Annotated in this window: 24 protein-coding genes, 1 tRNA gene and 1 other annotated feature; of the genes, 7 read left to right on the top strand and 18 right to left on the bottom strand. The window is 46.0% G+C overall.

Annotation, left to right across the window (positions count from 1 at the left end; genetic code table 11):
• Nucleotides 1-231: 231 nt before the first annotated feature.
• Nucleotides 232-337, bottom strand: a sequence feature (possible 23S ribosomal RNA but 16S or 23S rRNA prediction is too short).
• A gap of 196 nt (nt 338-533) precedes the next feature.
• From HYX70_04865 to pyk, 7 genes are read right to left on the bottom strand one after another with little or no spacing between them, the layout of a single operon-like run.
• Nucleotides 534-1,010 carry a hypothetical protein gene (locus tag HYX70_04865; GenBank protein MBI2798585.1) on the bottom strand — a complete coding sequence of 159 codons (477 nt, stop codon included), beginning with the start codon at nt 1,008-1,010 and terminating at the stop codon, nt 534-536.
• Entirely contained in the window at nt 1,007-1,462 is a 456-nt protein-coding gene (locus HYX70_04860) for a pyridoxamine 5'-phosphate oxidase family protein (GenBank protein ID MBI2798584.1), read from the bottom strand. Before HYX70_04860 ends, HYX70_04865 begins: the two co-directional genes overlap by 4 nt.
• A 2-nt stretch (nt 1,463-1,464) precedes the next feature.
• Nucleotides 1,465-1,794 (bottom strand): dihydrofolate reductase family protein, encoded by a 330-nt coding sequence (locus HYX70_04855; protein MBI2798583.1) that lies wholly within the window; start codon nt 1,792-1,794, stop codon nt 1,465-1,467.
• Nucleotides 1,795-1,833: 39 nt separating this feature from the next.
• Entirely contained in the window at nt 1,834-1,995 is a 162-nt protein-coding gene (locus HYX70_04850; GenBank protein ID MBI2798582.1) for a hypothetical protein, read from the bottom strand.
• A gap of 3 nt (nt 1,996-1,998) precedes the next feature.
• Nucleotides 1,999-2,511, bottom strand: a complete 513-nt coding sequence (locus HYX70_04845) for an inorganic diphosphatase (GenBank protein ID MBI2798581.1) — start codon at nt 2,509-2,511, stop codon at nt 1,999-2,001.
• Nucleotides 2,512-2,557: 46 nt separating this feature from the next.
• Entirely contained in the window at nt 2,558-3,316 is a 759-nt protein-coding gene (locus tag HYX70_04840) for a triose-phosphate isomerase (protein ID MBI2798580.1), read from the bottom strand.
• A 48-nt stretch (nt 3,317-3,364) separates the two neighbouring features.
• Nucleotides 3,365-4,888: a pyruvate kinase gene (pyk, locus tag HYX70_04835; GenBank protein MBI2798579.1), complete on the bottom strand. Its 1,524-nt coding sequence runs from the start codon at nt 4,886-4,888 to the stop codon at nt 3,365-3,367.
• A gap of 280 nt (nt 4,889-5,168) precedes the next feature.
• Between pyk and HYX70_04830 the strand changes: the two genes are divergently transcribed.
• Nucleotides 5,169-5,537 (top strand): hypothetical protein, encoded by a 369-nt coding sequence (locus HYX70_04830; GenBank protein ID MBI2798578.1) that lies wholly within the window; start codon nt 5,169-5,171, stop codon nt 5,535-5,537.
• Nucleotides 5,538-5,593: 56 nt separating this feature from the next.
• Here the strand turns inward: HYX70_04830 and HYX70_04825 are convergent, their stop codons facing one another.
• Nucleotides 5,594-6,352 carry a hypothetical protein gene (locus HYX70_04825; protein ID MBI2798577.1) on the bottom strand — a complete coding sequence of 253 codons (759 nt, stop codon included), beginning with the start codon at nt 6,350-6,352 and terminating at the stop codon, nt 5,594-5,596.
• Complete coding sequence (locus tag HYX70_04820; GenBank protein MBI2798576.1) at nt 6,352-6,945, bottom strand: hypothetical protein; 594 nt, start codon at nt 6,943-6,945, stop codon at nt 6,352-6,354. Before HYX70_04820 ends, HYX70_04825 begins: the two co-directional genes overlap by 1 nt.
• Nucleotides 6,946-7,182: 237 nt before the next feature.
• On the opposite strand from HYX70_04820, the gene HYX70_04815 reads away from it, so the two are divergent.
• From HYX70_04815 to HYX70_04800, 4 genes are all read left to right on the top strand, one after another.
• A tRNA-Glu gene (locus HYX70_04815) sits at nt 7,183-7,257 on the top strand.
• Between the two features lie 222 nt (nt 7,258-7,479).
• A complete protein-coding gene (locus HYX70_04810) occupies nt 7,480-7,803 on the top strand; it encodes a hypothetical protein (protein MBI2798575.1) in 324 nt (107 codons plus the stop codon).
• Nucleotides 7,804-7,904: 101 nt separating this feature from the next.
• Nucleotides 7,905-9,191: a hypothetical protein gene (locus HYX70_04805; GenBank protein MBI2798574.1), complete on the top strand. Its 1,287-nt coding sequence runs from the start codon at nt 7,905-7,907 to the stop codon at nt 9,189-9,191.
• 50 nt (nt 9,192-9,241) lie between these two features.
• Nucleotides 9,242-10,354 carry a polysaccharide deacetylase family protein gene (locus HYX70_04800; GenBank protein ID MBI2798573.1) on the top strand — a complete coding sequence of 371 codons (1,113 nt, stop codon included), beginning with the start codon at nt 9,242-9,244 and terminating at the stop codon, nt 10,352-10,354.
• 250 nt (nt 10,355-10,604) lie between these two features.
• Here the strand turns inward: HYX70_04800 and HYX70_04795 are convergent, their stop codons facing one another.
• From HYX70_04795 to HYX70_04785, 3 genes are read right to left on the bottom strand one after another with little or no spacing between them, the layout of a single operon-like run.
• Nucleotides 10,605-11,066, bottom strand: a complete 462-nt coding sequence (locus HYX70_04795; protein ID MBI2798572.1) for a hypothetical protein — start codon at nt 11,064-11,066, stop codon at nt 10,605-10,607.
• Between the two features lie 22 nt (nt 11,067-11,088).
• Nucleotides 11,089-12,273: a phosphoglycerate kinase gene (locus HYX70_04790; GenBank protein MBI2798571.1), complete on the bottom strand. Its 1,185-nt coding sequence runs from the start codon at nt 12,271-12,273 to the stop codon at nt 11,089-11,091.
• A complete protein-coding gene (locus HYX70_04785; protein ID MBI2798570.1) occupies nt 12,274-12,459 on the bottom strand; it encodes a hypothetical protein in 186 nt (61 codons plus the stop codon).
• Between the two features lie 127 nt (nt 12,460-12,586).
• Here HYX70_04785 and HYX70_04780 point away from each other — a divergent pair, with 127 nt between their 5' ends.
• The gene (locus tag HYX70_04780) at nt 12,587-13,492 is read left to right on the top strand and encodes a methyltransferase domain-containing protein (GenBank protein ID MBI2798569.1); all 906 of its coding nucleotides are present in this window, start codon (nt 12,587-12,589) and stop codon (nt 13,490-13,492) included.
• On the opposite strand, the gene HYX70_04775 is transcribed toward HYX70_04780, so the two are convergent.
• Genes HYX70_04775 through HYX70_04765 form a run of 3 tightly spaced genes read right to left on the bottom strand, consistent with a single transcriptional unit; the run spans nt 13,489 to nt 16,837 of the window.
• Nucleotides 13,489-15,690 carry a hypothetical protein gene (locus tag HYX70_04775; GenBank protein ID MBI2798568.1) on the bottom strand — a complete coding sequence of 734 codons (2,202 nt, stop codon included), beginning with the start codon at nt 15,688-15,690 and terminating at the stop codon, nt 13,489-13,491. The two genes, HYX70_04780 and HYX70_04775, sit on opposite strands and share 4 nt — an antisense overlap.
• Nucleotides 15,691-15,746: 56 nt before the next feature.
• A complete protein-coding gene (locus HYX70_04770; GenBank protein MBI2798567.1) occupies nt 15,747-16,292 on the bottom strand; it encodes a hypothetical protein in 546 nt (181 codons plus the stop codon).
• Nucleotides 16,293-16,315: 23 nt separating this feature from the next.
• Nucleotides 16,316-16,837, bottom strand: coding sequence for a hypothetical protein (locus HYX70_04765; GenBank protein ID MBI2798566.1), 522 nt, complete (start codon nt 16,835-16,837; stop codon nt 16,316-16,318).
• Between the two features lie 117 nt (nt 16,838-16,954).
• Between HYX70_04765 and HYX70_04760 the strand changes: the two genes are divergently transcribed.
• Nucleotides 16,955-17,428 (top strand): pyruvoyl-dependent arginine decarboxylase, encoded by a 474-nt coding sequence (locus HYX70_04760; protein MBI2798565.1) that lies wholly within the window; start codon nt 16,955-16,957, stop codon nt 17,426-17,428.
• 172 nt (nt 17,429-17,600) lie between these two features.
• Here HYX70_04760 and HYX70_04755 read toward each other — a convergent pair whose 3' ends face one another.
• The 3 genes from HYX70_04755 to HYX70_04745 all read right to left on the bottom strand — a co-directional run bounded on the left by HYX70_04755 (nt 17,601) and on the right by HYX70_04745 (nt 21,029).
• On the bottom strand, nt 17,601-18,596 hold the full coding sequence (locus HYX70_04755) for a hypothetical protein (GenBank protein ID MBI2798564.1): 996 nt from the start codon (nt 18,594-18,596) through the stop codon (nt 17,601-17,603).
• A gap of 245 nt (nt 18,597-18,841) precedes the next feature.
• On the bottom strand, nt 18,842-20,713 hold the full coding sequence (locus HYX70_04750) for a right-handed parallel beta-helix repeat-containing protein (protein MBI2798563.1): 1,872 nt from the start codon (nt 20,711-20,713) through the stop codon (nt 18,842-18,844).
• Nucleotides 20,700-21,029: an LPXTG cell wall anchor domain-containing protein gene (locus HYX70_04745; GenBank protein ID MBI2798562.1), complete on the bottom strand. Its 330-nt coding sequence runs from the start codon at nt 21,027-21,029 to the stop codon at nt 20,700-20,702. The genes HYX70_04750 and HYX70_04745 overlap by 14 nt, the downstream gene beginning before the upstream one ends.
• Between the last annotated feature and the right edge of the window lie 26 nt (nt 21,030-21,055).

Here is a 21,055-nt window from a genome sequence, read left to right as displayed (position 1 = left end):
ATTTGCCGTAAATAAAAAAGCCCAGCGAGTGGACGGGGACATGCTTTAATCCCCGCCCACCCTTCCGGATGGCACCTCGATACGATCGAGGGGTTGGTGGAGTCTCTAGTTCGGCTCGAGAAACCACCTTTGCCCCGCCTTAGCGCGAACGCCAGGGTCGGAGTGGGTATGTGATAGGCCAGAGGCCCTTAAAGTCGGCACGCGGCGGCCGACATCGCCGAAACATACCACTTGCGTTTTGTGGCGCAGAACCACTCGACCAGTGAGCTGTTACGCACTCTTTCAACCGGGGCTGTTTCTAAGCCCTAGTCCTGGCTGTCTTTGCAGTTCCACTACCACTGTTGCCCTACAAGCTCAGGAGCTCGCTCGAGCCAGTCTACCGGCTTTTCCCGCCCCTGTGTAGGACAGGCACCGAGGCACACCGGCACTTAACCCAATGGGCACCCGAGAACCGCAGTCGAACCTGTGAGTTGCCCCACTGGTGGGACCGCTTGTGGCCGGGTTGAGATTATTTTAGCACAAAAAGACGAAAATTATTTCTGAAGCTTAAAGTAGCCGACCGTAAATGGCAGCGACGGGATAGCGTTAATTTGGATCTTGCCAAGTAGTTCATTTGGCCCAGTCTGCACCACTTCATCTACCACCAAGCGTAGCCACCACGGGTTGCTTGGCAGGTTATAGTCGATCTTCAGTACTTGCTTGTCGGGGTCAGTTAAGCCTTTGGCGCTCGACATCTTAAACTCGTACTTATCACCTTCGGCAAACACATTAATTCCAGCGGCCGTTGCAGAATCGAACTTCTTACCCTGCCAGCTGCCTTGCGAAACTGTGGCTGTGCCTTTGTAGCTGCCGTTTGGCAGCTCGGTTGGAGCTGTCCCACTCGCAAACTGACTGTGCTCTGGCATCTGGCTAGTGCGCCAACCATAGTAGGCTCGCACCAATAAAAAAGCTACGAATAGTAAAACCAGTAGGCTCAGTGCTATTAGGCCGATAATTTCTAGGGTTTTCATTTACCCCACTTGAGCTCAAACTTTTGGCCTTTATAGCCGCCAAACTTTCCAAAAGCATACCAACTATCAACATTTACCTTATAAAACTGGTGGCCATCTTCGCGTTTGGCTTCTTCTAAAATACCTTCGTCACAATTTAATCGCTTTTGGAATAGTGGAAAGGCCTTGTTGCGTTCGGCTTCAACGTCAATCTTTTCAGCCCTGCCCTCAAAGTAAATGCCATGGGGATAATCATCTAATGTATGCTGGCGTACGATATTGCCGGCGACCTTAGGATTAGAGTCAATTTCACGGCTGTGTCTACGAGAAGTTAGCGATCGCCAATATAAATTTAAGTCATTGTCATAAACAAAGTGAACTTCGCAGACCCATGGTTTGTTGCCAGCACAGGTTCCGAGCAACATGTGTATAACATCTGGCAGGTAGTCGCGGATTACTTTTTCGACATCCATAGTTATTTCTCTACCTTATATTTTAGCAGAACTTCTTCTTTATGAATCTCTTCGACCGAAATTAAGGAGGTTCTTACTTCAAAAGCATCTGGCGCAATAATTGGCAGCCCCTTGCCAATCATTACAGGTTCGATGATAAGATGAATTTCATGAACTAAGCCTTCTCTGAGAAATGAAGCGTTGAGCTTACCGCCGCCGTCTACTAAAGCGCTTTCCGTGCCCTGTTCCCTAAGCAACTCTAGAGCGTGCCGCGGACTTGTTGTCAAATTATAGCCTTCCTCAAGCTGTAAATTTGTGTCGCTTGAAACAACTATCTTATAAATTTCGGCCAACTTTTTGGACTGCCTCTCGTTAAACTCTGTAAGATTACTCTAAAGGTTTTCGTAGACCCTGCGACCCCAAATTATGCAGCCGAATTCCTTGGCTTTTTGCATAACATAGTCACCGCCTTCGTCAGACAGAAAGTTTTCGCTTCCATCCTCAAGAGAAATCATGCCGTTAACCGACATCGTGTTGAGCATTATAACCTTCATGGCCTACTTTTTGTCTAAGCGATATTTCTCGATAATCTCTAAAGCTTCATCGCGTTCGCCCCAACCGCTAATTTCAACTTTTTTGTGTTGCAAGTCTTTGTAGTGTTCGAAGTAGTGGGCAACTTTATCTTTAAAATGCTTGCCCAAGTCCTTGAGCTCTACCACATGCTCGTAGTGCATATCGTCGGCGGCCACGCAGACAATCTTTTCATCTTGCTCGTCGCTATCTACCATGTATAACACCCCCACCACGCGTGAGGGTATAACCACGCCTGGGTAAAGCGGCTCGTCGATCACAATTAGCGCATCGAGCGGGTCGTTGTCATCACCCAAGGTTTGGGGGATATAGCCATAGTCGTAGGGCTGCTTTAGATTGGTGGGTTGTACTCGATCCAAAAAAATAGCGCCGGTGTCTTTGTCGAGCTCATACTTATTACCACTGCCGCGCGGGATCTCAATAATTACGTTTACCTCTTTTGGTGCGGCACCACCAATTTTGACATCGTTCAACGACATAGTTTCTCCTGTAAATTATGGCTATATTGTAACCAATTCCACCAGATTAGCCAAGGTTATTAATAATTTTGGCAAATTTGCGATAGTTAAGACTAGCGCCACCTACAAGCAATCCACTAACGTGAGGTAATGCTAAATACGTGGTCGAATTTTGGTCGTCTACGCTACCGCCATACAAAATTCTAACTTTTTGGGCTGCTTCTTCGCCAAACTTTTGGCGCAACACGTCGAATATTAATTGCACCATCTCTTCGACTTGAGCCGGTTTGGCAAATTCGCCCGTACCAATCGCCCAAATCGGCTCATAGGCAATGGCGATTTTGCCCAGATCGGTTGCTGTTACCATATCTAGATCTTCATCTAGCTGATCAAGCACAGTTTGCGTAGCCAGTTTGTCGTGGCGCTGTTTGAGAGTTTCACCTACACATAGTATTGGCTTAAGCTTATAGCGCAAGGCTTGTGAGATCTTTTTGCTTATTTGCTCATCTGTTTCGCTATAGTAAAGGCGCCTTTGGGAATGGCCAATAATCACATATCTTACCAAACCCTTAAGCTGGGTTGCCGAAACTTCTCCTGTATATTCGCCTTCTTCAAACTGTGAAACGTTCTGGGCTCCAAGCACCATTTTTGGTTCTTTGTAGGCCTGGAGCTCGCGATGACAAGCAAACAACGAGGTAAAACTCGGGCAAACCACCACTACGGCACTGCTGCCACCCTTAATCTCGTGTTGCACTCTAGCAATTAGCAAGCTAGAGCCTGGCACATCTAAGTGCATTTTCCAATTACCAACAATAAGTTTCTTCATTTTGCGTCTGCCGCCCAAAGATTAATGCTTGTGCTTATTATACAAGGCCTACTTAACTTCGAGCAAACGAATGGTATCGGTGCCACCAGCCACGTTGTGCTGTTTGCCATAAGCCGTAACCACAAAGTCACCGTCTTTCACGGCACCGCGGCTTTTCATTTTTTTGATAGCGGCCTCGTAGCCGCGCTGGTTTTTACCTACCAAGAAGGGTTTACCGCCCCAAAGCAGAGCCAATTGGTTGCAAACAACCTCGTGCGGGCTAGCTATAACTACGGGGGCGCTGGGTCGCAGGCTTGCAAGGCTGAGAGCGGTGCTGCCACTCAGTGTCTCGGCCACGATCAGCTTAGCGCGCAATTGTTCAGCCAACGTTATAGCGCTCAAGCTAATGCTCTTTTGAGCAATGTCTGTCGAAATCTTGCCAGCAGCCGTCAGCTCCCGGGTAAAAATAAGCTTAGTTTTTTGGGCCACCCTATCAACCAGGCTTTTACTGCCCTCTATATTCAGCTCTGTTTCATCGCTATCTGTGGTTTCGACAGCCATCGAGGTGGCTACAAAGTACTTTTCGGATCGCAAAATTATTCGCTTCATGGTTTGAACAGTCTCAATCGGGAATTTACCAATCGCTGTTTCGCCGCTAAGCATAACACAATCCACCCCCAAGCTAACGGCGGTAGCCACATCGTTAGCTTCGGCTCGGGTGGGCTGGGTACTATTCATCATGCCCTCGAGCATCTGGGTGGCCATGATTACGATTTTTTTGTATTTGCGCGCTAGCAAGATAATCTCGCGGCCGATTATGGGTACTTCTTCGCTTGCCGTCTCGATAGCTAAATCACCACGGGCAATCATAACCGCATCACTAGCTTTTACAATTTCCTCTAAGTTTTCAACTGCCAGTCGGGTTTCGATTTTTGTGATTATTTTAGTTGTTGACTTGTGGCTAGCCAAAATTTTTCTAAGCTCGTGAACACTAGCTGCTGTCTGCACAAAACTAAGGGCTATGTAGTCGGCCTTTTTACTGACTCCAAGGTCAATGTCTTGGCGGTCTTTTTTGGTAAGCACCGAGGCCGAGAAATGAGTTTCGGGTAGATTTATACCCTGGTTGCTCATGAGCTTGCCAGAATTCTGAGCCTCGGCCACCACAACGCCTTTTTTAACCGAGCGAATAACAGTCTTGATCTGACCATCGCGCAGATAAAGCGGTTCACCCTTGGCCACCATGGCGCTGAAATCATATTGGATAGGAATAATGCTCGTTTTGCTAAAATCGGCTCCGTGTTGGAATTTAATCTGCTGACCCGCACTAATCTCAACACCTCCGGCCGGTAAGCTACCCACCTGGATCTTTGGCCCTTGCAAATCAGCTATTATAGCAACTGATCGATCGAGCTTTTTGGCGGCAGCCCGAGCCTGTTCAAGGGCGGCCAAATGACTAGTATGAGTGCCGTGACTAAAGTTTAGACGTATGCCGTTTACGCCTGCGGCTAGTAGATCCTCTATCTTATCTTCGGTGGCTGGGCCGACAGTGGCAATAATCTTGGTTTTTTTAAATAAGGTGGCATCAATCTTCACTCTTATATTGTAGCGGCTGGTGGCCTAAACTGCCAATGCTTGCTATGGGTGTTGGTTTGAATGTGAATCACAAAAACTAACTTCTTGCCTGTTAAAATTTGTCAAACCGCCATAAAAAGTCTGATCAATATTGCCACTGTTTAGGCTTATGTGCAAACACAGGGTGAAAATATTTCGTGATTCAGGTTTACGAAAGGTTGACTGATAGCGGCTCTTGTGCTATAATATAATCCCATTTGCACCAAATTTTTTTCGACGAACGAGAGGAAAGAGGAAGGCGATGCCGAAGTCGAACACTGTTGAAGAGACACACGTAGAGCAGATGAACCTGCGAGCATATGCTCGCATGCTGTTCATCTCAGCGGCAGCGGTGGTGGTGGTGGCGACCACTATCTGGTTCTTGGCCACAATCGGCCAAAACCTGGGCGGCTCGCGTGACTACGTGAGCTGCAAGGGTCGTTGGCCCGCAGCCGTAAAGATAACTACCAGCAACGGTAACGCCACGTTGCTGGCTCGGCAGCACTTCAAGGAGCTGCCCGAACAAGTGGTAGCCCAGGCCATCTTGTCACTGAACCCGCAAGGTATCAGAGCCGATGGCGGGGCTTGGCTTCCGGCCGAATGCAACGGCCGGCCGCCAACTGGCGCCTAGCCCACATAATTTTGTCCGCCGGGACCCGTCCTACCATGGACGGGTCCCTTTCACGTTTATTGACCTTTTTCTATTCTATACGGTGGGGTTACTGAGCTCTGCCCGTTTTCGTTTTTGATAACAACCCCGGAGGTAAGTGCGTCTTCAACTACACCTCCTTGTGCCGCTCTCTCGATCTGCTTGTTATCATACTGGAGCAGTTGACCAGATCCGGTGCGACTCACGCCACTAGAATTATCGCTTGCTGTTACATATATAGCCTCGCCATTGCTGCCAAACAAAACATACCAAGGTCCAAATTTATCGTATGCAGCTCCACCGTATTCATTCGTTACAACCATTATGTTTGATTGTGTTATTGCCTCCTCGCCCATATCTACACGGTTCGATGAACCGCTTACCGAGTCCTCCTCGACATGAGGGCTGGTTCGGGCACGAACTTTACTAAAATCAATCCTAAACTCACCCGGCAGATACAAGATCCTATTACCTTTGCGCAGACCTTCAATATCTAGAGGTTTAATTTCGGGCTTGGTCTCGGCAGTTTTTTCGCGCCGGACTTGCTCGTGGCTCACCCCAGCTACAGCAGCGGCTGTTATGGCTGTGCCAGCCAACCCGGCCACAACTCCTCGGCGCAGGTTTTTTCGCCGCGCTGCTTTAGCCTTCTTGTCTACATCGGTCACAATACTGTTTGGTTTGTTTGCTAAATCTGAATGCGAGTCAATTGGCAAAGGATTATTCGGTGAGCCTAGCTTTGGCACAAGCGGCCTTACATTGTCGCCATCATGGTTGCCTGGAAACTTTTCGCCGCCCATTAGTTTTCTCCTGCCCACCAGCTAAAGAAGCGGCGCGATAGCGACTTGCCTTTTCGACTTTCTTTGATGGTAGCCTTTTCGTCTGCCTGACGCCGATCATAAGCCTCAAGCCTTGCCTTTCGCTCAGCCTTGTTGGCCTCTTTTTCGGCCTGAAGCTTGGCATCTGACTCGGCAATTTTCTCTTGTAGGGTTCTACGTGCTTTTGTTAGTCGCTCAATCTCTGCTTGGCCAGTATTGCTGCCGACCCGGTACTTATCAAACACCCCTACAAGCTCCGAGGGATCGCCGGTTGCCTCATAAGATTGCAGGCTGGTCTTCATTTCTTGCAATACTTGATCACGTATTTCGGGTGAGCCCGGGGGCTTTACTTTGCCTTCAACCATAGCCTGCGCCACTCTTTGCATCGAAGCTGCACGATCGGGGGTTATCTCGCGCCCCCTGGCTTCTTCAGCAACAATTTGGTCTTCATTGGCAACGGCCTGATCAACTGCTCTGCCCAGTTGTGAATCCGGCTTGAGCGCCTCTAGCTCTTTGGCACTTAGGCTTGAAGCTGCATGTTCTTCAGTTGAGGCTCTTGGTTCGATGTCTGTCATGATTATCCTTATGGTTTAAGTTATACCTAAATACCCACCACTTGTCCAATCTCTTGAAGAATATAGGCATAAATGGTATAATTTTGAGGTTATTTTTGCCTAGAAACTAGCTGATGGTCCCATCGTCGCGTTACAAGAAAGCCTTCAGTTTACATTGATAGCACTAACCACTATGCTCAAGCTATAAATTTCAACTTACAGCTTATTGTTCCTTCTAAATCAAAACACTTGCTTTGTGGCCCCATCGTCTAGCGGTTAGGACACCAGGTTTTCATCCTGGCAACGGGGGTTCGACTCCCCCTGGGGTCACCAAAGTGTTTTGATTTAAGAGGAAGAAGTTAATGGAGACTGAAGCAAAAAGGCGTTAAGCTTTTTGCGTAAGCCCTAATTGACTTATAACGAAAGGTACCAGGTTTTAATCCTGACAACGGGGGTTCGACTCCCCCTGGGGTCACCAGGTGGTTTTTTGATTAACAGATAAATATAAGTTAAAATGCCGGCATCGCATTTTCGGCCTACAGGGAGGTATTAGTAATGCGACTTCGTACCAAAGTGATCCTCGGGGCTGGAGCAGCTGGTCTCGGGGTTCTGCTCCTCAGAAGAAGTAGCCAGTCAGCCGGTTGTGCCACACAAGATCCACGGCGTGTTGGCCAATATCTGCCTACGGGCAGACAATCTGTGGCCTCAATGCTGGATCTGGCAACGGGCAACGACTGGGAGCAGACCGGTGCAAAACCAAGTTCGGTGGAGCCAGAGGTTACAGGCTTCGTGCGCAATACTCACACGCGGCACTACCACAAGCCAAGCGCGCGATCGTATGAGCGGCGGTTCGGACACGAACATGACGATGCCAGCTAGGTAGTCGTTCGCCATGAGGAGCGATTAGGGGTCCTGTACGGGCCCCTTTCGCATAGAATTCTTCTTACTGCTTATGCTATAATTTAGCATACAGCTATCTTATGAACATTAAGCATATATCGGCGGTTCAGATTTTGGATTCTCGGGGTGTACCAACACTGCGGGTTAATATTGTATCGGATAGTGGCAAAACAGCTACTTTTTCGGTGCCCTCTGGTCAAAGCCGAGGTAAAGACGAGGCTGTCGAAAAGCGCGATGGCGGCGAAACTTACGGCGGCATGGGAGTTACTAATTGTATAAAGGTAATTACCGAGGTGTTGGCCCATAAATTTACCGGCTATCCACTAGCCCAGCAAGAAGACTTCGATAGCCTGCTTATTGCGCTCGACGGCACACCTAATAAACAAAATTTGGGCAGCAATACGATCTTGGGGCTATCGGCAGCTTATCTTAAGTTGAGCGCAGCCGAGCAAAATAAGCCGGTTTGGCAGTATATAGCTGAGGTTGATGGCACCAGTCCGGAGTTTCCGCGGCTGTTTGCTACTATCTTTGGTGGTGGCAAGCACGCTCCAGGCGTGAGTATAGAAGAGTTTATGGCCGTCCCCCAAACCAACCAGCCATTGCAGGCAGTTGCTCAAATAGACGAAGTTTATCATACCGCTCAAACTATTATGCAGAACCTCTACGGCCCCTCGGCGCTGCTGAGTAGTGATGATGGTGGCCTAGCGCCCGTTGGAGCCAACATTGAGGTAATGCTTGAAGCTATGAGTCAGCTGGCCACTAAGCAAGCCCAAAAATTTGATGTGGCTATCGATGCCGCAGCCAATAGTTTTTTTGCTGACCAAACTTACCAAGTAGAAGCTCAAAAACTGCATGCTAGTGATCTGAACAAATTGTATCAGGACTGGCATAAAAAGTTTGGCCTGTACGCCATTGAGGATCCGTTTGCCGAAAGCGATCTTGAGGGTCTAGAAATTATTAAAGGCATGCCCAAAGACAACAAAGAATTCTTGATAATCGCCGACGATTACACGGTTTCGAACGGCAAAAAAATCGAAGAGCTCAACAAAGACAAGATATTTGACGCCATAGTAATAAAACCAAGTCAAATCGGCTCAATTAGCGAAACATTCGCAGCCATTAAGGCTGCTCGCAGCACTAGCGCTAAGGTGATAATCAGTCAACGCCTGGGTGAAACCAATGACGACCTAATAGTTGATTTAGCCTACGGCATAGGCGCTATGGGGTTAAAGATAGGCGCTCCAGTTAGAGGTGAACGAGTTGCTAAATATAACCGTTTACTCGAAATCGAGGCTGGCTTAGAAGATCGTCAAGCCACTAACCCAGCCCAAGCTACTAATGTGGCTGCACCCACCTTGTCTTTATAGTTAAGCTATTAAGTTGTTTTACTTTTGTTCGTATGTTATCTTGTTAAACTATGCCAGCCAAAAAACACCCGGCCAGCAAATCAAAATCAAAAAAATCTAAGTCCAGGGGGTCTGCGAAAGGCCGAGGCCAGCACTTGAGTCTTTGGCTAACCCTGTTGAGTATTGCAATGGTTATTCTATATGCCGCAGCTATAGGCTTTGTATATTATCGAGCTCACGCCATTGCACGTAGCCAGGCAGCTAGCAGTGTGCGCCTAAACGCTCAAGCCAATGCCCTTCAGCAGCGATTAGAACTTTTTAGAAAGCTAGCCACTCAAAGCAATCTTAGCCTCGACGACCAGTCTAGCAGCGAGCAGAAGATCCAACAGACTGGAGACCTTATAAAGCAACGTAAATACCTGCAGGCCTACAACCAGATTAATCAGGCTAAATTGAGCCTGGGAAGCGCCCAAATAGAGTTTGCCAAAGCTCTGTATGCCAGGCAACAACCAAATAAACCCGTGGCTGCTGCAAACAGCCCTACCAAAAGTGTGCTGCTACCAATATTGTTTTACCACAAACCGCCGGCCGATTTTGATTCTCAGATGAATCAATTGGCAGCCAAAGGTTACACCACTGTTAGTATGGCCGAGGCAGCCAAAATCATATCGGGCGAAATGACCTCACCGCCCAAGCCAGCGGTTATTACCTTTGACGATGGTTTTTCGGCCCAGCAAGCAGCTATGCCCAGCCTTATTAAACACCATTTTAAGGCCACGCTGTATTTGATTACAGCTGGCGAACGCTCTAACTGGTGTATTGGTGTTGAGCGCAGACCTGGCAATTGTGGCGATAGTTATTTAAACTGGAACCAGATTAGACAGGCGTTAGCAACTGGTCTAATTGAAATAGGCAACCACACTGCTGATCATTCTAATCTTCCGGTTCTAAATGCCGAGCTGCAGACATTCGAGATTGTGAGCGCCAAACAAAAACTTGAGGCAATGCTAGGTGTGCCCATAACCACCCTGGCTTACCCGTACGGCAGCTTTAATGGCACCACAATCGATGCGGTGCGCAAGGCTGGTTTTAGTACCGCAGTTACAACCATAAGTGGCTTGTATCAAACTCCCGAAAACATCTTTACCCTGCGGCGCGTTCGCAACGTTAGTCAATTGCCATGAAGCAAAAAGTTATCGAGGTAAGGTGCAAGAACGGTCATCTGCCTTTTGGCAAGTACCAGCAAAGCCAAATCAGGAGTCCTTATAAGGTGCTATTTAAATGAAATTGGTAGCGATAGAGTTGGGTAAGTAATCTACAAACCGGCACAGATGCATTTTGTGCCGAATGCGGTTTGCGTATAGAGCGGATTGGTATGGTTCATGGCCGGCCGGCGGTAATTGTAAGTCATGGTGGCATTAAGCCAATTAGAACTTAGGCCCTATGCTCTGACTCTGGGAAAAGTTGCCTATGAACTTTGCGTTTGAATCTTAGGGCTGTCGGACTCAAGTGTTCAATACCAAGATCACAAGCAGTTTTTATGTTGTCTGGCCATCTAATAGTAACTTTATCGACAACATCGGAATGATTTTGGTAAGTAGAGAAATATCCACCCTCATCTTGTTGTATAAGAATAACCTCTACCTGCACGCCATTCACCTTGAATGCCCGTTTGTGGGGCTTGTTTTTGTGTAGCTTAAGATTGCGCTTAGCTATGTAGCTATCTAGCAGATTAAAGTTTTGAGCGATGTAGTAAAGATCAATATCGCCATGCGCCCACGGCGCCTTTAGACCAAGCCGTTCTTCGGCCCAACCGCCGCCAAGCAAAACATTAACTCCATTTGCTTCTAAATCGGCGATAACTTCTTTTACTAGCTCGATTGTGTTATTTGGCACAGTCCTATTATGCCAGAATTGTTTATTTCTTAAACAGAATTTCGAGAGCCGGCAGTTTTTTACCCGCGATCAACTCCAATGTAGCCCCGCCGCCGGTTGAAACAAAGTCGAATTTATCGTGCAGTTTTTCGGCGTCTACAAAGCTTGCCGTGTCTCCCCCGCCCACTACTGTTTCGGCGCCAGAGCTTAGCATAGCCCGCGCCAACTGCTGACTAGCAGTTGCAAAGTCGGGGATTTCGGCCATGCCTAGCGTGCCGTTCCAAAAAACCGTTTTGCTAACTTTAATAACTTTACTAAACCCCTTCATAGTAGCATCTCCCAGATCGTAGGCGGCTTCGCCATCTCGAACCGAACCAACATCGACCGTGTGTTTAGCTGCCCCGCGCTGCATGGAATGTGCTACCACCAAGTCTTTTGGTAGATACAGCTTAACACCTTTTTGTTTAGCTTTTTCGACAATGTAATTAGCGTCGCGCAGGTGATCTTTTTCAACCACACTGGCGCGCATATTATTGCCAGCCGCTGCCAGAAAGGTGTTGGCCATAGCACCACCGATAAGCAGATTGTCGACTATGTCTAATAGGCCATATAATACATCGATTTTGTCTGACACCTTAACCCCACCAATCACGGCCGTAAATGGACGGGTAGGTTTGGTTAGCATATGGTGTAGAGTTTTGTATTCGGTAGCCACCAGTTTGCCAGCTGCATGTGGCAAGAGTTTGGGCACTCCCACCATGCTAGCATGAGCCCTATGGATGTTGGCAAAAGCATCGTCGACATAGGCTTCGGCTAAACTAGCCAGATCTTTGGCAAATTCGGCCGAGTCTTTCTCTTCGCCCGGGTGAAAACGTAAGTTTTCGAGCATCATTATGTCGCCCGCTCGCAGTGCAGTAGCTTCTGCTTTTACTTGTTTACCCACGCAGTCGTGCATAAAAACCACCTCTCTGCGCAAAAGCTGCGCCAGTCGCCGAGCCACTGGTTGAAGGCTCAGAGATTTATTTGGTTTGCCATTTGGCCTACCATTGTGGCTCGCCAGCACAAGCGCACAGTCTTGCTTTAACAAATACTGCAGGGTTGTTAGGCTAGCTTCGATTCGAAAGTCATCGATAATCTTTCCGTTTTCGACTACGTTATAATCAACCCGCACAAAGACTCTTTTGCCACGAAGATACAATTTGTCTAGGGTAATAAGCTCAACCGCCATTTATCTTCCTAAATTAGTATAAACAACCATGGCCGCCAGCAGCGCTGAAAAGACTGCAATTGCCAGCCAGTAGTTGTTGGTATGATCTTTGGTAATAAAATGTGTTATTTTGACAATTAGCAACAACAAGAAAGCACTCACACAAAATACTAGTACAAATAAGGCAATGAGTTTTAGTGGGGACATATTGTTCTTATGGTAATAGTTACTGCCGGAAGTTGCAAATTGTCGTTATAACGATGTTTGACAATAAGTACAACCAGGAATATAGTGCGGGCAACTGGTAGCCAAATAAACGAAAGAAGACCTACCAGTGAACACCACAATACACCCGCTCGAGGAGACTCGCCAACGGATCATCAAACTCATGATGGGCGAGCATCAGTTCTCGTGCGAGATGGCTAGCGCCATCATGGACGAGACGCTGATCTACATGCGAGCCGCGGCCATGAGTCAGGAGGGGCTCGGCTCACCCCAGCTCGTCGACATCGGTTGGCACACCTTCATCCTCTACACGCGCGAGTACCAGCAGTACTGCTGCGACGCTTTCGGCTTCTTCTTGCACCACAACCCGACAGATCGGGACGGCGATGTGGTACGGCCAGCGGACGACACAAGGATGTTCATGGCCGAACACGGCATCGCCTACGACCCTGGGTTGTACGAGGGCCATTCCGACCCTCATATCTGTGGGGTAATTGCAATGAAAAAATTAGATTGGAATAAAGCATATAAAGAAGGTCGGAAGTTTGCTTCTGTGAGTGAAATCATACTCGATGATATCAGTCCTAGAGGTGATGTATTAGATATTGGCTGTGGCCAAGGTGAACTGATGAAGCAGCTCAAAGATAGGGGCTGTAGAGTTACAGGTATTGATTTAAGTGATTATTCGGCCGGAATTGTTGGTGACTTTATGAGCTATAACTTTGGCAAGAAAAAGTTTGACTTAATAACTGTAAATTTAGTACTGGCATTCATCGACGATAAAGCTGAGTTTGTAGAAAAAATTAACAGTCTTTTGAATAGTAATGGTAGATTGATTATTGTTACGCCGGTTTTGTACGATGAGTACTTAGCTAAATATACTGATCATCAAAAAAATATCGCAGTAGAGCATAAGCAGTTAGTGCAACTATTTCCCAAGGGGTACAAGACTTACGATACAAACTATGGTGAAGGTTACTCTATAAGACTTACTTTGGAGCCAAATCTTAACTAAGCAGTCAGGTGGGCGGTTTTGGCAATTTCTTTGGCCTTACCCAACAGTTCTTGAGGAACCCCGCTCAATGGTAATCGGAACCCGAATAGCGAACCCTTACCCTCTTCGCTTTGGAATATTATTTGGCCACCCTGGTCTTCGACTACCCGCTTAACTAGGTACAAACCAAGGCCTGTGCCATCTGGCCGAACATTTTTAGCATTTCCGGCTCTAAACATCTTATGAAAAAGCCTGCCTTGCTGCTCTTTTGGCACACCAATGCCATCGTCTTGCACCGTAAACACCAAGTTGCTGCCTTCGGCGGTTAACTTAACATGAACATGCCCTCCGCCGGCCGGCGGCTGGCTATAGTGAATGGCGTTGTCGACCAGGTTCATGATTACCTGGCGGGTTTTGTTTTCATCGAGTAAAATTGGCTTGAGCGGTGTTTTGGGCGGTTCGTACACAAGCTCTACCTTCTTGGCTTGGGCCAGGCTTTGCAGTTGATCTACTTCTTGCTGAGTCATTTTAACCACGTCGGTACTTACAGCATCTATAAAGAACCGGCCGGCCTCCATGCGGCTAACATTCAGCAGATCGTCAATTAGTCGAGCCATACGGCTAGCGCCGTCTAGAGCCTCTTGCACCGGCTCTTTTTGCTGGCTGTTCAGCTTGCCAAAATCGCCCTCGGCTAACATGCTGGCATAGCCCTTAACGGTAGTTAGCGGTGTGCGCAACTGATGGCTGGCCATGCTAATAAACTCATCTTTGGCTTGATCTAGCTCTTTGAGCTGTTCGTTGGCATGACGAAGATTTTTGGTGGCACGTTGAACCTTCTCTTGCAATGTTGCATTGAATAACTGTATCTCAGTAAAGGCTTTGGCATTTTGTATGGCCACCGATAGCTCATTAGCAATAATCTTAAGAATCTGAATATCTTGATCATTATATATGTCACCTGACTTCTTTTCGCCCAACAAAAGATAGCCTATAAACTCCTCGCTGGTTCGCAAGGCCAGACTGGCGCTAACCCCGTATTTATCCATAACCTCTTTTCGCTCGCCCGTAGCTAACTCATCACGCACCACAGCTAAACGGCCAAGCTTTTTTAGATCGGCAATTAATATGTGGTGCTGATCTGGCGAAAACACCCGAGTTTGAAAATGAACTTCCTTTTCGCCAAATACTACTATGTCGGTAAAACTTAAACGCATAGAGACCGTCAATTCACTTATAACCTTGCGGCAAAGTTTTTCTAAATCAATTTCGCTGGCCAGAATGCGCCCTATTTTGTTTACCAACACTTGTGGATCGTAGCGATCACGATAAAACACCCTATCGGTTAGTTTCTCGAAGAACCGCCGCAGCGGCCCAAACGTAAAAGCCAACACCACAGCCAGCAGAACATCGGCCAGCTGTCTTGCAGTGTTAGAGCTCCCCTTTAGTATTACATTTATTACCTGAAAAGCCACTACACCATAAACTCCAGCCATAGTAGTTATTAGCAGCACAAATGTAACCGATCGGGCAATTACAGCTCTTATGTCAAATAGCTTATGTCTTACTATTGCATAGGTTATACAGCCTACAAATATAACAAAGGATGGTATCCCAAATAAAACTGCATATTGTGAATTACCAAATAGAACAAACACATAACTCGTAGCTACATTTGCAATGGCAGCGAATGCTGTACCATATATTATCAACCTAAGTTGGTCCTTCTCACTACCTTTCGATTTTCTCTGTTTTCTAATTAGCACTAGCAAGGCTAGTAACGCGTACCCAAAGAAATAAGCAGCTGAAATTGAATATATTATTCCACTTTTTGTAACCTCTGCCCCCCAATTTCTAATCGTGACTTCATTAATGTTTAGTACACTAAATGAAAATAAAGATAAAACAATTGGGGTCGGTGTAAGTAAACCTACTGTAAGTTTGTTCAGTTTCTTATTAGATAAAAAAGTTAATGAAAACAATATAAAAAAATAAGGAATTAGGAGCGATATTAAATACCCTATTTGAAGGGCTCTTAACGAAATCATTGAGTCTGTGGCTATGTCAGCCACAAATGAAGGTATCAACCAAAACAATATGGAGGCATCTAATAATATAAAAAGTTTGTTGGAGCGTGTCTTGTGGTTTTTTAGATAAACAAGTAGCCCCAATAAAAAAAGTAACAGAAATGTAGGAATATAGATAAAAAATTGAATTTTCATTCTACTTGTAGTTATTATAACAAAAAGAGAAGGGGACCCCTAAGGGTCCCCTGGCGTCAACTCTTGAAACCAACCGAGAAGTATTGCTGTACTCCAAGGTTTTCCAGTTCTAGTGGTTCATCAACCACTGAGCTGGCTGTTTCAAAGATGACAACTTGCCAATTTATGTTGACAAGTTCTTCGCAGAGATCAAACAACATTCTGCCACGTTCCGCGGCGATTCGTCGAGTCATCTCAAGCATGATCTTTGTCATGTGCCCACTTCGCTTGTTGAGAGATAGGGTTGCAACTGTGTAGTACAGTCGGCCTGCCTCAAACTCCTCGGGGTACCTCGCTTTGAAGTACTCCGCGCTAAGCCAAGGGAAGTGATCGAAGTTGTTGCTCCATACAGCCACAGCGAGCATCTCGTTGCTTTCGTCATCTCGTAGTACTGCCCTATAGACCCTGGGGTCCTTTAACGCAGCAACGAATTCGCCGTAGTTGAACGATTGCCGGCACGGACTGTGCAGGTTGATGTCTTTGAAGCCTTCGTCATACAAGGGCCACAACAATTCAACCACGTCATCCGAGAAACCACTTTCCATGCTAACGTATGACGACATACTTACTCCTTTAAGGGGTGGTGCTACGAGAGCACCTTTGTTAGGACAAAGAAAGCCACCGAAATGACAATCCAACCCCACACCAAGACGTTTAGTCTAAGCCTGATCTTCCAAATTCCTACCTTTTCAGTGAGATCCCCCCAGAAAATGACGTAGAGATAAGGAAGCGCATACGAAAACCGATTGATCAGTCCTCCTAGCGCAACTAGCGCCCAACTTTGACGAACGACACCTTCGGCCATCATGAACAGGCCAAGATAGAAAGGCGCAAAACTGAAGATGTAAAGCACAGCAAAAGTCTTGGGACTGACGTGGTAGTCGTTGATTGCTTTGTGGCGGAGTTTGACAATTCCACGTTCAATCTTCGGCCATTGCCAAATAATTGCACTCGCCGTGATTACGGAGAGAGCAATTCCTACGGGCCAGAGACCTAATCGGGTGGCATACGCGTTGATGATCCAAAGTGGGATCACGAACACGAAAACCTTGACCACCAGCGGAAGCTGGAACTCAAGATGATCGCTGTTTGATTCCAATTTCTGCATGTTTACTCCCGTTCTCAAGGATCGTTCCTTCTGTAAAAAGAACTTTCTCTATTCTACTATATTTCAGTTAGATTGTCAATATATATATGCTTTTAAATTTAGTTTACAATATCTATTATGGATATACATGTTGTTAAGGCATCTGCCAGCGGACCTACTCCTTTAGCTGCCTTTGATACTGCACTACAGGAAGCAGGTGCTGCAAACTATAATCTAATTTACTTGAGTTCGATTATTCCAGCTGGTTCAAAAATTATACAATCCAAACCAAAACCAGAAAATGGCAAATTTGGTCATAAACTTTACTGCGTTATTGCTCAAAAACGTGAAACTATCCCAAATAAACAAGCTTGGGCGGGTATAGGTTGGGTATTAGATAAAAAAACTAAACAGGGTATGTTTGTAGAACATACTGGGAGCAGTGAAGATGAGGTTCAAAAAGATATTTATAAGACCTTAACAGATATGATGAAAAGGCGCCCAGATCATAGCTGGCACCCCATCAAACTATCAGTTTCTGGAACAATCTGTGAACACAAACCTGTTTGTTCTCTAGTTATAGCAGTTTACCAATCTAGGAGCTGGGACTAAAGAAGTTTACCAGTTATTTTAGGTCTTAGCCAATAGATAGCAGCAGCCAGTGATTATGTGTGTGGATTATGGGTTCGGTTTTCTTATTATATTTGATTCACCTATAAAATTTATTACAAAAACAGCGGTAGAACTAACATAGTCAGCTTATTGCGAATGTGCTCGCAAATAATCAAACACCAATCACGGTTATCCAGGTTAGCCCTGATAACTTTTTTAATCTCTGTATCTTATCAAACATTTTTTTGTAAAAAACTACATAAGCAAAGCTAGCAGTAAAGGCTAGAGTGGCAAGATTACTCAAGTAGATGAAGGCAGTAGTATTCAGTACTTGAACGAATATAAAGTTGAATACAAAGATACCAAAAAAGCTAAAAAGTATGCCAACAGCTATTATGACTAGTTGTAGTTTTCTAGTTTTTGTGGCAACCTTGGATTTCTTGTATATTTCATAAATTGTAAGTACTATTAAGCCAAATTGTTGAACAAGTATTAAAAAGAATAAGTTGCCAAGACGTGCATTGGGAGCTTGAGTTGTGGCAACAAAAATCGTTGGTGTTAAGCACAAGCCTATTAATATGAGTGAAAGTCCAATGACACTTTTTTGGAATTGCGACAATTGAGTAATTAGCCTATTGGGAAACAACAAGATTATGAGGTAATAGCCTAATACAAAGCTAACTACACTCACCATTTGTAATCTTATCCAAGTAATTTGTGCTAAAGCTAGGGGGTGTAAAGACATAAAATTGGTCAGTAAAAAGCCTGTCAGTACAATCGATGTTGCAAAGAATATCTTGTTACATTGACTCTTTGGATTTTTTGCAAAAACCATACCCCCTAATATCAAATTAATGAAGCAGCTAAATATTAATACGGTAATTTGAGCTGAATTATATGCACCACTTAGTGTAAAAGTCGCGCCTAGTAGTGCCCCTATTAGTGCAAATATGGCTAGCATCGCGCCCGGTTTTTTACATACAGACAGAAACCTAAAGCCGCCTTCTTTTCGATCATCTAACTGTACTATGCTGCTTTTTAACAAAACCATCGCTTCGGCAGCACTTAGCCGACCCTGCTCGTAGTGTGAGAATATCAACCTGCATACTTCTTGGCAAGTTTTCTGAGGATTGCCAGAGTTTTTTATAACAGATATATTTTTGGACATGTAGTCATTCATAGTGTTTGTCCCAAACAAAAAACTGCAGCTTTTTTGCTGCAGCCTTCAGTGTTTCGTTGGCAGTTTGCGCCAACTAGATGGGTAGAGATTATTATAAACAAACTTGGCTCTTCCAAATTCCACCTATACTTTTGTAAAACTAATTACACTATAGTCGTTTCTAAAGATTTTGCAAAGGGCTTTTAATTACAGTCACTAGATATCTGATAAGGTGGTCCGTCACTAATACAAAACTACATAGGGCAAGAACCTACATAATTATATGGTGGTCCATTGCCTTCTCGTTCGGTTTCACCGTCACACTCTCGTGGCGTAATAGCTGGGCCTGGACTATTAGTCCAAAGCACGGTCGTGGTAGCAGTTATTGTTTGGCCGTTGGTCAAAGCAACAGAGCTAATAAAAGTATGGTTGGCATTTGTTTCTGAGCCATTTACTATAAATGAGCCCAAATGGGTTTTGCCCTGCCCATAGCCAGCATAAGCGCCGTCCTGGCCGCCACTATTTATATAAAAATCCAAGCGGTAGCCAACAAGATCACTGGCAAGTAAGCTAACACCGTCACTACTATTTTGTGCCGGGTTGGCTTGCAAGCTGTAATTAACAGTAACCTGGTTGCCAGAGTAGGTAGCCGAATTCACAATAGTGGTATTAAGATAATAATTGGCAACTGTGGTGGGGTAAGTCATAGCTAGTAAATTTAGCGGGTTGGGGCCAAGATCGGTGTCGGCAACCCCATTCGTAGTGCTACTGTCGGCAGCTAAATCAATACCAAACTGACCGTTGCCATAAATACTATTCACGATAGCCGTTATGCTAAATACATCGTGATTGGTGTCCTGGTGGATTAAGATACCTTGAGCACCATTGCCGGCTATAATGTTGGCTTGGCCAGCACTATCGCCGCCAATTTGGTGTTTATAAACCGACCCACAGTTGCCTTGGTATTCATTAACTTCAATGCCCGCCTTGCCATTGCCGAATACAGACTGCACTGTGCCATCTGTATTGGTACCAATATAGTTGCCGTATGTGTTCGAGACTAGTGATGAGCCGACATCACAGTTGGCAAAAATATGTAGCCCATCACCGGTATTGGCCGACATTACGTTGCGAAGTGTGGCAGATGTGCCGCCAACCACAAACCCGTTCGAGCCCTTAAAGATTGCTCCATCGCCCGTATTGCCCAATGGGCTACCAGATAGGCCTATGCCCACCAGATTACCGGTGAAAGTGGTTGAGGTACCCAAATCGTCCCGCGTACCACCGCCGCCGTTCGCAGCAACAATGTTGTGGCTAATGGTCGCATTTGTGAGATTGTAGGTATATATGCCAATACTGCCATTACCCAGCGCCTGCGTGCCTATTGCGGTAGTCCCAACCAAGTTGTTTTGGATAAGCACATTACTACTGTTGTAAATAAACATGCCTGTGTTATTTGTGCCGCTTAGCAAATTATTTTGAATTGTTGAATTATTGTTGCTTTGTAGATTTATACCTTCTGTGCCACCCTCGGCTGCCGTGCCAGGTGGATTTGTGCCAATGTAATTGCACTCAATTAGAGTATTATTTATACTCGAGTTGCCATAAACTGCCGTTGAGCCGTCGTGGATTGCAAGACCGCGCAGAGTGATATTGCTGGCAGCTAGACTAAAAACACGATTTACACTGGTGCCATCGATTTCAATCTTAAGTACGTGTGGGGTGTTTGAACTCGCCGGCAAGCTAGCGGGCACCAATGTGCCACAACTCGCACCATCTGGCGCAATCGTAGGATAGCTTGGGTTATTTTGGGTTTCACCATTTATAGTAAGCTGCTCAGTTATATCCGGATAGTCTGACCCCGGTGTAATGGTGTTTACACCCCCACCACCAGGAATGGCAAAATTAATTACATCGGCTCCAGCTGTAGTGTTGGCTGCCTCTATAGCCGCGCGCAGCGTGCACTTGCCGCCGCCATCGTCACAAACACCTGGGCCACCCGCGTTGCCGCCGTCATCAACGCTATCGACCGTAAAAGTTGCAGCCTGGGCAGTTTGGGCAAAAAATAACAATGCAAACAAGCCAATGCCTAAAGCAGCTACTAAATATGCACTACGTTTTAACATTTTTGGCTGCCCTAACTCCTGGTTTACGCGACAAGTACAGCGCCACGCTAGCACCTAACGCCAGCAAACCGGCTGCCAAATACCCGACCAACTGGTCAGATCCTGTTTGAGCCAAAGAGCTGTTCCCCGAAGCGCTTAGCGACACATAGGGCGAAAACTCCGAGGTCGAGCCATAGCTGTAGGTGCCTGGGTCTGGATTAATTTCTTGTGCCCTAGCTGGCAAAGCCGTAAGCTCCAATGCTAGCAATGTAGTCGCAACCCCCAGCAAAACTAGCACTAATAGTTTTTTTGAATCTAATTGTTGATTTGTTTTCATATCCTTACTCCTTAGCTTATTTTCTA

This window comes from Candidatus Saccharibacteria bacterium, assembly GCA_016191105.1.
Classification (GTDB): Bacteria; Patescibacteriota; Saccharimonadia; order CAILAD01; family BJGX01; genus JACPPH01.
Note: the sequence above shows the minus strand (reverse complement) of the source record. Positions and strands in the feature narration are given on the sequence as shown.

Excerpts from the sequence above, each read along its gene's own strand:
- HYX70_04865 (MBI2798585.1), bottom strand. The coding sequence starts at position 1,010 with ATGAAAACCCTAGAAATTATCGGCCTAATAGCACTGAGCCTACTGGTT.
- HYX70_04860 (MBI2798584.1), bottom strand. The coding sequence starts at position 1,462 with ATGGATGTCGAAAAAGTAATCCGCGACTACCTGCCAGATGTTATACAC.
- HYX70_04850 (MBI2798582.1), bottom strand. The coding sequence starts at position 1,995 with ATGAAGGTTATAATGCTCAACACGATGTCGGTTAACGGCATGATTTCT.
- HYX70_04845 (MBI2798581.1), bottom strand. The coding sequence starts at position 2,511 with ATGTCGTTGAACGATGTCAAAATTGGTGGTGCCGCACCAAAAGAGGTA.
- HYX70_04840 (MBI2798580.1), bottom strand. The coding sequence starts at position 3,316 with ATGAAGAAACTTATTGTTGGTAATTGGAAAATGCACTTAGATGTGCCA.
- HYX70_04830 (MBI2798578.1), top strand. The coding sequence starts at position 5,169 with ATGCCGAAGTCGAACACTGTTGAAGAGACACACGTAGAGCAGATGAAC.
- HYX70_04825 (MBI2798577.1), bottom strand. The coding sequence starts at position 6,352 with ATGGGCGGCGAAAAGTTTCCAGGCAACCATGATGGCGACAATGTAAGG.
- HYX70_04820 (MBI2798576.1), bottom strand. The coding sequence starts at position 6,945 with ATGACAGACATCGAACCAAGAGCCTCAACTGAAGAACATGCAGCTTCA.
- HYX70_04810 (MBI2798575.1), top strand. The coding sequence starts at position 7,480 with ATGCGACTTCGTACCAAAGTGATCCTCGGGGCTGGAGCAGCTGGTCTC.
- HYX70_04805 (MBI2798574.1), top strand. The coding sequence starts at position 7,905 with ATGAACATTAAGCATATATCGGCGGTTCAGATTTTGGATTCTCGGGGT.
- HYX70_04800 (MBI2798573.1), top strand. The coding sequence starts at position 9,242 with ATGCCAGCCAAAAAACACCCGGCCAGCAAATCAAAATCAAAAAAATCT.
- HYX70_04790 (MBI2798571.1), bottom strand. The coding sequence starts at position 12,273 with ATGGCGGTTGAGCTTATTACCCTAGACAAATTGTATCTTCGTGGCAAA.
- HYX70_04785 (MBI2798570.1), bottom strand. The coding sequence starts at position 12,459 with ATGTCCCCACTAAAACTCATTGCCTTATTTGTACTAGTATTTTGTGTG.
- HYX70_04775 (MBI2798568.1), bottom strand. The coding sequence starts at position 15,690 with ATGAAAATTCAATTTTTTATCTATATTCCTACATTTCTGTTACTTTTT.
- HYX70_04770 (MBI2798567.1), bottom strand. The coding sequence starts at position 16,292 with ATGTCGTCATACGTTAGCATGGAAAGTGGTTTCTCGGATGACGTGGTT.
- HYX70_04765 (MBI2798566.1), bottom strand. The coding sequence starts at position 16,837 with ATGCAGAAATTGGAATCAAACAGCGATCATCTTGAGTTCCAGCTTCCG.
- HYX70_04760 (MBI2798565.1), top strand. The coding sequence starts at position 16,955 with ATGGATATACATGTTGTTAAGGCATCTGCCAGCGGACCTACTCCTTTA.
- HYX70_04755 (MBI2798564.1), bottom strand. The coding sequence starts at position 18,596 with ATGTCCAAAAATATATCTGTTATAAAAAACTCTGGCAATCCTCAGAAA.
- HYX70_04750 (MBI2798563.1), bottom strand. The coding sequence starts at position 20,713 with ATGTTAAAACGTAGTGCATATTTAGTAGCTGCTTTAGGCATTGGCTTG.
- HYX70_04745 (MBI2798562.1), bottom strand. The coding sequence starts at position 21,029 with ATGAAAACAAATCAACAATTAGATTCAAAAAAACTATTAGTGCTAGTT.